This window comes from Umezawaea sp. Da 62-37 (genome assembly GCF_032460545.1).
Lineage (GTDB): Bacteria > Actinomycetota > Actinomycetes > Mycobacteriales > Pseudonocardiaceae > Umezawaea.
In genome coordinates this window covers 11,489,997-11,500,239 of sequence record NZ_CP135965.1, presented here as the reverse complement: position 1 = coordinate 11,500,239, position 10,243 = coordinate 11,489,997, and the positions used below count along the sequence as shown (strand labels likewise).

Here is a 10,243-nt window from a genome sequence, read left to right as displayed (position 1 = left end):
CGCGGCCGTGAGTGCTAGGAATCGCACATGTCGCAAGATTCCTCGCACCGGGTCGCGGTGCTCGTCGACCAGGGCTCCAACCCGTTCGAGATGGGCGTGGCGACGGAGCTGTTCGGCCTGCGGCGGCCGGAGCTGGACCGCCCCTGGTACGACTTCGCGCTGTGCGCCGCCGAGCCCGCCGTGACGATGCACCTGGGGATGTTCACGCTCACCGGTGTCGCCGGGCTGGAGGCCGCCGACGCCGCGGACACGCTGATCGTGCCCAACCGGCCCGACCCGCAGGTGCCGCCCTCCCCCGCCGTGCTGGCCGCGGTCGCCCGCGCCGCCGAGCGCGGCGCGCGGCTGGTCAGCTTCTGCACCGGCGCGTTCACCCTGGCCGAGGCCGGGGTGCTGGACGGGCGGCGGGCGACCACGCACTGGCGGTGGGCCGACGAGTTCGCCCGCCGGTTCCCGCTGGTCGCGCTGGAACCCGACGTGCTGTTCGTGGAGGACGGGCCGGTGTTCACCGCGGCGGGCAGCGCGGCCGCGCTCGACCTCGGGCTGCACCTGATCCACCGCGACCACGGCGCCGAGGTCGCCAACGCGATCAGCAGGCGGCTGGTGTTCACCGGGCACCGCGACGGCGGTCAGCGGCAGTTCGTCGAACGCCCGGTGCCCACCGTGCCGGACTCCTCCCTCGCACCGGTGCTGGCCTGGGCGCGCGAGCGGCTGGACCGGCCGCTGACCGTCGCGGACCTGGCCGCGCGGGCGGCCGCCAGCCAGGCCACGCTGCACCGGCGGTTCCGCGCCGAACTGGGCACCACACCGCTGGCGTGGCTGACGGCCGAGCGGATCACGCTGGCGTGCCGGTTGATCGAACGGGGTGAGCAGCGGTTGGAGCGGGTGGCCGCCGCCAGTGGGTTCGGGACGGCGGCCAACCTGCGGTCGCAGCTGCGCAGGCACACGGGGTTGAGCCCGTCGGCCTACCGACGGCGGTTCGGGCCTGCTGCGTGACACCTCAGTGGGACTCGCGGGACACCTTGTCGCCGCTGGAACCGACGAGGAAGTCCAGGTCGGCGCCGGTGTTCGCCTGGCCGACGGTCTGGACGTAGAGCTTCTCCCAGCCGCGCTTGGGGTTGGCGTAGGCGGCCACCGTCGCCGGGTCCGGTCGGCGCAGCACCAGCTCCTCGGCGGGGATGTCGAGGTCGAGGCGCCTGCGCGCGATGTCGAGGACGATGTAGTCGCCGGTCCGCACCAGCGCCAGCGGACCGCCCGCCGCGGCCTCGGGTGACACGTGCAGCACGACGGTGCCGTAGGCCGTTCCGCTCATCCGGCCGTCGCAGATCCGCACCATGTCCCGCACACCGGCTTGCAGGAGCTTCTGGGGCAGCGGCATGTTCGCCACCTCCGGCATCCCCGGATAGCCCTTGGGGCCGCAGCCGCGCAGCACGAGCACCGAGTCGGCGTCCACGTCGAGATCGGGGTCGTCGATGCGGGCGTGCATGTCCTCGACGGAGTCGAACACCAGCGCCCGCCCCCGGTGCTGGAGGAGGTGCGCGGACGCGGCGGCCGGTTTCACCACGGCGCCGTCCGGGGCGAGGTCGCCGTAGAGCACGGCGATCCCGGCGTGCGGCAGGAGCGGTTCGGCGCGGGTGCGGATGACCTCGCGGTCCCAGATCTCGGCGGTGTCCAGGTAGTCGACGAGCGGCTTGCCGGTGACCGTGAGCGCGGTCGGGTCGAGGAGGTCCTCCACCTCGCGCAGCACGGCGTGCAGGCCGCCCGCGCGGAAGAAGTCCTCCATCAGGAACCGGCCCGCGGGTTGCAGGTCCACCAGCAGCGGGATGTCCGAGCCGGTCCGGTCGAAGTCGTCCTGCGACAGCTCGATCCCCGCCCGGCCCGCGATGGCCAGCAGGTGCACCACCGCGTTGGTCGACCCGCCGATCGCGGCCAGCGCGACGATCGCGTTGAGGAACGAGCCCCGGCTCAGCAGGGAACTGGGCGTGCGCTGCTCCGCGACCATCTCCACCGCCAGCCGCCCGGACTCGTGCGCGCTCTCCAGCAGGCGGCTGTCCGCGGCGGGCGTGCCCGCGAGCCCCGGCAGGACCATCCCCAGCGCCTCCGCCACCAGCCCCATCGTCGAGGCGGTGCCCATGGTGTTGCAGTGGCCGCGGCTGCGGATCATCGACGACTCCGACCGGCTGAACTGCTCCTGCGACAACGTGCCCGCGCGGACCTCCTCCGACAGCCGCCACACGTCCGTCCCGCAGCCCAGCGCCACCCCGCGGAACGTGCCCGTCAGCATCGGCCCGCCCGGCACCACCACCGAGGGCAGGTCCACCGACGCGGCCGCCATCAGCAGCGCCGGAATGGTCTTGTCGCACCCGCCGAGCAGCACCAGCCCGTCGATCGGGTTGGCCCGGAACATCTCCTCGGCCGCCATCGCCGCCATGTTGCGCCACAGCATCGCGGTCGGCCGGACCAGCGTCTCCCCCAGCGACACCACCGGCAGGTTCAACGGGATCCCGCCCGCCTCGTACACCCCCTGCTTGACGCTCTCCGCCACCTCGTTGAAGTGCGAGTTGCACGGCGTGAGGTCCGACGCCGTGTTCGCGATGGCAATGTGCGGCCGCCCGTCGAACGCGTGCGCGGGCAGCCCCCGCCGCATCCAGGCGCGGTGGATGTAGGCGTTGCGATCAGTGCCCCCGTACCACTGGGAACTCCGCTGGGGATAACCGGACTCGGGAGAACCTGGCTGCTCGGGCACCGACCGCCACCTTCCGACTACGACGTCGAACGTCCTCCCACCCTAGGCAGATCCGACGCCCCGCGCGCCCTCCCTTCACGTGCGCCGCGCCTTCAGCGACATGTCAGCCGACACGCTGGCGGTCCACGTTCGGACGTACAGTTGCACCTCACTAAGTGTATCTATACACTTAGCCGAGTGGCAGAGCCGACCTTCGCTCAGGGAAAGCCCCTTCTCACCGAGGAGGAGCTGATGGAACTCGAACCCTTGGGGCATGTGTTCCACCGAGAGGCGGAGCACGTCTTCATCAGCCAGGGCGAGGAGACCGACTTCGCCCTGTTGATCAAAAAAGGGCATGTCAAGGTGGTGGTGGGCAGGCCACCGCGAATCGTCGCGATCCGCGGGCCGAATGAGATGGTGGGCGAGATGGCCGCTGTGCGGCAGAAACCGCGCTCCGCGAGCATCATCGCCTTGAACGAAGTCGAAGTTCTCCATTTGCCCGCAGTGGAATGGCTGAAGTTCCTCTACCGACACCCACGTGCCATGCACGCACAACTGTTCGCCGCGGACGAGAGGCTCGACCAGGCGACGCGCAAGGTCCTCGAATCGGACTTGGCGGTGGAGCAGCGCCTAGCGAAGGCGCTCATCGACCTCGTCGACAGCGGCGTCGGCACGCACAACGAGAAGGGTGTAGGCATCCGCTTCAGTCAACAGGACCTCGCAACGTTGACCGGTGCCTCGCTCGACTCGGTGAAGAAGATCGTCCGGACGTTCAAGAACGGGCAGCTGATCAGTACAGGCCGGCAAGCGCTGGTCATCCATGATGTCGCCGGGCTGGTGGAGATCGCAGCCGGCCATCGCACGGCATTGCTGTGACCGGGAGGTGAGCGACCGATGCCCGCGGATCTGCTCACCGAGGCCTCCTGGCTGGTACCAACCACCGCAGTCGCCGCCGCCATGCTCTCTTCGATCATCCGGCCGTTGGTCTCACTCCTCAAGATGATGGTGCGGGAAAGGTCGCGAACGACTCGTTTCGACATGGCGCTCAAGGACAGCACACCCGATGAGCGCGGCGAGATCATCAGGGCGTGCGGCCAACTCGAGGCGAACTGCCCGCACGAACCAACCATCGAGGAACCCGAAACCGCGCCTCCAACCCAGTCGGCGAGATTGCCGCTCCTCAATCGTCTCCTCCAAAGTGCTCGCGAAACCGACCCGAGAAAGGACTGACCCCTTGCTCGGAAGGCCAAGCGTCCACGACAACCCCCTCATCGCCCGGCTGGTCGAGTTCGGACTCGAACGCGACGACTTCGTGCTGTTCGGCAGTGCACCCCTGCTGGCACACGGCCTGCGGCAGGACATCCGTGACCTCGACGTGGTGGCGCGAGGCCGTGCCTGGCGACATGTGTCGTCCATCGGCATCCCAGGAGTCGGTGTGGTCAGCGGGGATCGCGTGGTGCAGTTCTGGGGTGGGCGCATCCAGTTCTCGTCGGGATGGATAGCACCCACCTGCGACGCCGACGAGCTGATCGACAACGCGGATGTCGTCGAAGGCCTTCGGTTCGCCTCGTTGAGCAATGTGCTCGCCTACAAGCGGGCATTGGGACGGCGGAAGGACCTCGCGGACATCCGGAAGATCCTCGCCGCGACCGGACCACCCCCGCACGTTCCGACCAGCCCCGAGCCGGACACCGGTCGACCGGCCAGCACGACAGCATGACGTGAAGCGGCCCGACGACGATCCGCTGGTTGGCAGGCGAGCCGTCGACCAACCACCGCAGATCCGACGCCCCGCGCGCCCTCCCGCGATCAACAGGGGCTGGCCGGTGGGTGGGGCGGCCACGTAGCTTTTGACCGTGCCGGAACGGGATGAGGTCATCGCTGGGCGCTACCGGCTCGTGTCGCCGCTCGGAAGAGGGGCGGCCGGGGTCGTCTGGCGGGCCCAGGACGAGCGGTTGGCGCGGGTCGTCGCGGTCAAGTTCTTCACGTCGGCGGGTTCGCCGGAGGACGTGGACCGGATCGTGCGGGAGGGGCGGATCGCCGCGCGGTTGCGGCACCCGCACGCGGTGACGGTGCACGACGTGGTCGAGCACGACGGGAAGCCGTGCCTGGTCATGGAGTACGTGCCGTCGAAGACGCTGGCCGAGATGATGGACGCGAGCGGGGCGCTGCCGGAGGCGCTGGTCGTGGGTGTCGGGTGGCAGGTGGCCTCGGCGCTGGCGGCGGCGCACGCGGCGGGGATCGTGCACCGGGACGTGACGCCGTTCAACGTCCTGGTGGGCGACGACGGGACGGCGAAGGTCGTCGACTTCGGCATCTCGCGCGCGGTCGGCGAGGGCACCGTGACCGAGGCCCGGTCCGTCATCGGCACGCCCGCGTTCCTCGCGCCGGAGGTGGCGGCGGGGCACGGCGCGGTGTTCGCGTCCGACGTGTACTCCCTCGGCGCGACGCTGTACGCGGCGCTGGAGGGCCACCCGCCGTTCGGGAACGCCGACGACAACCCGTACGCGCTGCTGCGGCGCGTGGCGGAGGGGCAGGTCGCTCCGCCGCGGTTCCCCGGTCCGCTGGGCGAGGTGCTGGGGCGGGTCCTGCGGCGCGATCCCGCCGAGCGGCCGACGATGGCCGAGACGTACGCCCTGCTGGACGCGGCCGTCCAGGGGTTGCCGTTGCCGGTCGCGCAACAGCCCGCGGCCACGCACGTGGACACGCGGCCGATCGTGGACACCAGGCCCGTCGTGGGACACGAGCCGCCGACCGGTGGCACGCAGTCGCTCCCGGTGCGCCGTCGCGTGCCGTGGAACAGGGTCGCCCTGGTCGCCGTCGCCGCGGCGCTGGTCGCCGGGGGCGTCGTGGTCGGCACCTCGTTGCGGGGCGACGATCAGACCGGCGACCCCGTGGCCGCTCCGGGTGGCGCTTCGACGACGGCCGGGACGACGACGGCGGGCACGACGACCACGACCACCACCGCGCCACCGCCGTCCGAGTGCGCCGCCCGGCTGGAGGTCACCAACGCCTGGCCGGACGGCTACCAGGCCCAGGTGGTCGTGCGCAACGCGAGCGGCCGGGCGATCACCGGCTGGAAGCTGACCTGGCCCCAGCCCGCGGTCAACGCGATCAACAACCTGTGGAACGGCGTCCTCACCAAGGGCGCGGACTCCGTGACGGTCACCAGCGCCGACTACAACGCCGCCCTGCCCGTGGACGGGTCCACCACCCTCGGCTTCACCGCCAACGGCCCGGCGACCGACCCGCCGGACGTCACCTGCACGTCCGGCGGCTGACCACCCGGGTCACGGGACCAGGGGCGCCCGCCCCCGGACGCGACGGGATCGCATGGCGCCCGGCCGCACCTAAGCGGCGACCCGCGGGCGTTCCGCCAGGGCCGTGTTCAGTTCCGCGCGTTGGCCGGTGCCGTTCACCGAGACGGCGACCGTCACGCGGCCCGGCCGCACGGCGGTCAGGGTGCCGGTGTCCGGGTCCAGGTTCGCCACGTGCCAGGGGCGCGCGTCGGCGAGCGCGCCGATGTGCAGGTTCGGCGAGCCCGACCAGTCCGCGCTCACCGGGTAGACCACCGGCACCGTCCGCGTTCCCTGGACCAGGGTCGCCGTGACAGCGGCCGGGGCGCCCTGGCGGACGACCGGCGGCACGTCCAGCCGCAGCGCGTCGACGTGCGGGCGGATCTCGGCGGCGATCCAGTCGTCGCCGGGCCGACGCGCGCCGACGCCGAGCATCGTCCAGCCGGTGAACCCGCCTCGGCCGGACTCGTCCGCGGGCGCCTTGCCCGAGTTGCCGTTCACCAGGTACGGCACGCCGTCCACGCGCGAGGCGTGGAACAGGCCGACGTGGCCGCCGATGAACGCCGCGCCCTTGCCCGTGGTGCGCTCGAAGTCGGCCAGCCAGCCCTCCACCACGCCCGCCTCCAGCCGGTCGGACAGCTGGCTGGTCCTCGTGGGCGTGGGGTCGCGGGTGGGGTGGTGCTCGACCACGACGACGGAGTCCACGGCGGAGTGGTCGCGCAGCGCCTCCCGCAGCAGGGCGGCCTGGTCGAACCCGCCGCCGCGCAGCGTGCCGGTGGAGGAGTCGAGCAGCACGAACCGCGTGCCCCGGTGGTCGAACACCCGGTGGGTGGCGCCGAACTCCTGGCGGAACCCGTCGATCGTGCCCGGCCCCATGATCTCGTGGTTGCCCGGCACGTAGTACCAGGGCAGGTCGTCGCCCAGTTCCTCGGTGAGCACGCGCCGGGCCAGCGCGAGGTCGGCGGCCGACGCCTCGTCGACGAAGTCCCCCGCGATCACCACGAAGTCCGGCCGCTGCGCCTTGATCTCGCGCAGCGTGCGGCGGGCGGCGAGCACCAGGGCGCTGTCCGGGTCGCGCGCCACGAACTGGGCGTCGGAGAACACCGCGAACCGCCACGGCCGGTCGGCGACGGTGCCGTCCCGCACCACCAGCGGGTCCTCCACCGGCGTGACCGCGGGCGGCTCCGCGTTGGGAGGCACCTTGGCCACGATGTCGTCCACGAGCACCTCGCCCGTGTACTGGCGGTCGGCCTTGGTCTCGATCGTGTAGAACCGGTCGACCCGGATCGGGAACGCCAGTCCGGCGGGCACCGGGACCTCCAGGTACCGCCATCCCGTCCACGTGACGTACGGCCCGTAGAGCGACCGGCTCTGCCCCGAGCCGTCGGTGACGGTGAACGCGGTCCACTCCCCCCGCCCGTGCCCGTACACCCACGCGCCGAGCGCCAACGGCTGGCCGGGGACCTCGATGGGCGCGGGCGGGATCGCGTAGGCGGTGCGCGTCCCCGTCGACAGGGTGAAGTCGTAGGTCATCCGCAGACCGGGGCCGGTGCGCCCCTCGACGGGTTCGACCGCTCCCGTGCCGCGGGCCGAGCCGAACGTCCACCGCGCGCCGTCGTCGAACCCGGCCAGCGGCCGCTCCTCCAGGCCCACGGTGACGGGCACGCGCAGCTCGTGTCCGCCGACGCGGGCGACCAGCGTCGTCGCGCCGGGTGCGAGCGCGGTGATCCTGAGCGTGCCGTCCGCACCGGGTGCGACGTCCACAACGGACCGGTCGTGCTCCAGCACGAGGTCCGCGGGGTCGACGGGCGCGGTGAAGCCGTCGTCGTCGAAACCGACCACGCCGACCGAACCGGTGCCGCCCACCTCGGGCAGGCTCAGCCGCGGGGTGGGGGTCCGCAGACCGGCCAGCGGGCCGAGCACGGTGAGCGCGACCTCCCCCTTCACACCGCCTTGCCCGGCCACCGCCGTGGTCGTTCCCGAGGCACGCGCGTGGAACACACCGGCGCCGTCCACCTCGCCCACGTCGGGCGCGGACGTGCTCCACTCGTGGCTTTCGTCGAGCGCCGGGCCGTAGGTCTCGTCGTACCCCTCGGCCACCAGCGCCCTGGTCAGTCCGGGGAACACCCGGTCGGGACGGCCGCCGGGCACGGTGCCGTCGCCGGGCGCGGTCCGCGGGTCCGCGGCGGTGCCCATGCGGAAGCCGGTCAGCTCACCGCTGCCCTCCGGCGCGTACAGGGCGAGGCCGTTGGGCACCGGTCGTTCGGCGCCGTCGGACGGGGTGTTCTCCAGCTCGACCGACTCGGCGCCGGGCTGCCGCGCCAGCAGTGTCGAGGATCCGCCGCCGTCGAGGTTCAGGGCGTTGTGGGCGCCCATCTCCTTCAGCATCGCGGCGACGTCGCGGAGGGTGAGACCGAGCAGGTAGGGGGCCTGCCTGCCGTCGACGGTGAGCAGGAACATCCGCTTCCCCGTGGCGTCGAACCCGACCGCGGTGCGCGGGTGCAGCGGGTCGGCGGGCGCGACCACCTCGCCGTCGCGGATCAGCAGCTGGTTGCCGCCGAGCGCGGTGCGCGGCACGGTGCCGTCCCCGGCTCTCGTGGTGTGCTCGACGGCGACCCGCTCGCCGGGGACGAGGTCGGCCAGCGCGTCGGCGCCCGCCTCCCGTCCCACGAGGACGAAGCCGTCGGCGGGGATCGGGTCGTCGCCCGCGTGGTCGCGCAGCTCGGCCACCGCGCCGCCGCGCACCACGACCTCGGTGACGCGGGACGCGCCCTGCACGGCCCGCGCCCGGCTGTAGGCGCCCCACATCGGGTCGAACACGCCGACGCCCCCGGTGCCGATGGCGGCGTTGTTCAGCTGGTCCACGCGGATCGACCCGCCGTCGGGCCGGGTCACCCTGCCCTCGAAGAACACCTCCATGACCCGTCCGACACCCGCCGCGTCCAGACCGACGGCGCGGCGGTGGTTCGCGTTGGGCGACTTGACCGTGCGCCCGGCTTGGACGCCGACGCCCTCCGGCGCGTTGGAGTTGTCGATGTCGAAGAAGTCGCCGTTGACGGCCGCGACCGCGCGGGTCCGCCGCGCCTGGGCGGACAGCGGTTCGGCCGAGGAGACGGTGCCGGGGTGGAGGTAGTCGACGCGGGTGCCCGCGGTCAGGTCGACGGTCAGCGCGTCGCCGCGCACCCAGCCGCCGGAGTCCCCCGGTTCGTACCAGTCGAAGGAGTCCAGGGAGACGCCCGGCGCGACCGGCCGCGTGGTGCGGGTGGTCTCGATGCGGTGGGCCGGGTCGACGGCTTTCCCCGCCACCGGCGCCGCGCCGACCGGCGAGCCCGCGCCGGACTCGGGGCGCAGGTCCCCGGTGGTGACCGACGAGGTGGGTGGGAGGTCGGCCGGATCGGCGAGGGCCGCGGGCGGTGGCAGGAGGAGGGAGGCGACCAGGGCCGCCACCAGGGACGCGGAACGAGGGCGTGGTGGCACGGGCGCTCCCGCGAAGGTGTGTGGTTGCGAGTTTTCGCGATACCAGTCCATCGTGTGGGAGTTTCCCGGAACACCTCCGTTCGGCGTCACCTGCCCCGCGTCCGCCGACTCCGAACGGTCAGGCCCGCTCCTCCACGCCGTCGAACAGCGCAGCGCGTTGACGTAGAAGGGTCCCGGCGGTCGGCGACTCCATCCACAAGTCGGACGCCGGATGTCAGCGCTGGGGTTCCGAGGCGTCGAGGACCTTCTTGAGCAGGCGGTGCAGCTGCTGCTGGTCGCGTTCGCCCAGCACCTTGAAGGGCGAACGGCCGTAGGCGCCCGCGAGGACGCGCTCGCGGGCCTTCTTGCCGGCCTTGGTGAGCACGAGGGTGCGGACGCGGCCGTCCTCGGGGTGCGGCGCGCGCACGGCGAGGCCCTTCTCCTCCAGCTTGGCGCTGATCAGGGTCACGTTCGACGGGTCGCACTTGAGCTTGCCCGCGAGTTGCTTGAGCGACACGGGTTCGGCGCCGGGGTCGAGCAGCCACAGCAGGTTCGCCTGCGACTCGTTGAGCCCCTCCGCCTCGACGACGGCCCTCGTCATCCCCGCGACCAGGGAGTTCAGGTCGATGAGCTGCTCGACCAGCAGCGCGTTCGTCTCGTGCGTGCCCATGGGACCAGCCTACCTCTTGAGCTGTTCCGTGAGTTCCTCATCGAGTCGACGTTCCTTGACAGACTCAAGCATCTCCGCCAGGCTCGAAGTGGTTGAGCA

The 10,243-nt window shown here is 72.3% G+C and carries 8 protein-coding genes; 5 read left to right on the top strand and 3 right to left on the bottom strand.

All coding sequences use genetic code 11. The features are described 5' to 3' along the window. Positions 1-27: 27 nt before the first annotated feature. Positions 28-993: a helix-turn-helix domain-containing protein gene (locus RM788_RS51500; RefSeq protein WP_315929137.1), complete on the top strand. Its 966-nt coding sequence runs from the start codon at positions 28-30 to the stop codon at positions 991-993. A gap of 4 nt (positions 994-997) precedes the next feature. Here RM788_RS51500 and RM788_RS51495 read toward each other — a convergent pair whose 3' ends face one another. Beyond that, positions 998-2,743 carry an IlvD/Edd family dehydratase gene (locus RM788_RS51495; protein ID WP_315929136.1) on the bottom strand — a complete coding sequence of 582 codons (1,746 nt, stop codon included), beginning with the start codon at positions 2,741-2,743 and terminating at the stop codon, positions 998-1,000. Positions 2,744-2,920: 177 nt separating this feature from the next. Here RM788_RS51495 and RM788_RS51490 point away from each other — a divergent pair, with 177 nt between their 5' ends. The 4 genes from RM788_RS51490 (at position 2,921) to RM788_RS51475 (ending at position 6,003) form a co-directional block, all read left to right on the top strand. After that, positions 2,921-3,598, top strand: coding sequence for a Crp/Fnr family transcriptional regulator (locus RM788_RS51490; protein WP_315929135.1), 678 nt, complete (start codon positions 2,921-2,923; stop codon positions 3,596-3,598). An 18-nt stretch (positions 3,599-3,616) separates the two neighbouring features. Beyond that, positions 3,617-3,952, top strand: coding sequence for a hypothetical protein (locus RM788_RS51485; protein WP_315929134.1), 336 nt, complete (start codon positions 3,617-3,619; stop codon positions 3,950-3,952). Between the two features lie 4 nt (positions 3,953-3,956). Continuing rightward, complete coding sequence (locus tag RM788_RS51480; protein ID WP_315929133.1) at positions 3,957-4,442, top strand: hypothetical protein; 486 nt, start codon at positions 3,957-3,959, stop codon at positions 4,440-4,442. Positions 4,443-4,578: 136 nt separating this feature from the next. Then, positions 4,579-6,003: a serine/threonine-protein kinase gene (locus RM788_RS51475; RefSeq protein WP_315929132.1), complete on the top strand. Its 1,425-nt coding sequence runs from the start codon at positions 4,579-4,581 to the stop codon at positions 6,001-6,003. 69 nt (positions 6,004-6,072) lie between these two features. Here RM788_RS51475 and RM788_RS51470 read toward each other — a convergent pair whose 3' ends face one another. Both RM788_RS51470 and RM788_RS51465 read right to left on the bottom strand, forming a co-directional pair. After that, a complete protein-coding gene (locus RM788_RS51470; RefSeq protein WP_315929131.1) occupies positions 6,073-9,495 on the bottom strand; it encodes a phosphodiester glycosidase family protein in 3,423 nt (1,140 codons plus the stop codon). 214 nt (positions 9,496-9,709) lie between these two features. Next, positions 9,710-10,144: a MarR family winged helix-turn-helix transcriptional regulator gene (locus RM788_RS51465; RefSeq protein ID WP_315929130.1), complete on the bottom strand. Its 435-nt coding sequence runs from the start codon at positions 10,142-10,144 to the stop codon at positions 9,710-9,712. Positions 10,145-10,243: the final 99 nt, after the last annotated feature.

What these genes read in the sequence shown, in the direction of transcription:
- RM788_RS51500 (WP_315929137.1), top strand. Translation starts at nt 28, where the DNA reads ATGTCGCAAGATTCCTCGCACCGGGTCGCGGTGCTCGTCGACCAGGGC.
- RM788_RS51485 (WP_315929134.1), top strand. Translation starts at nt 3,617, where the DNA reads ATGCCCGCGGATCTGCTCACCGAGGCCTCCTGGCTGGTACCAACCACC.
- RM788_RS51465 (WP_315929130.1), bottom strand. Translation starts at nt 10,144, where the DNA reads ATGGGCACGCACGAGACGAACGCGCTGCTGGTCGAGCAGCTCATCGAC.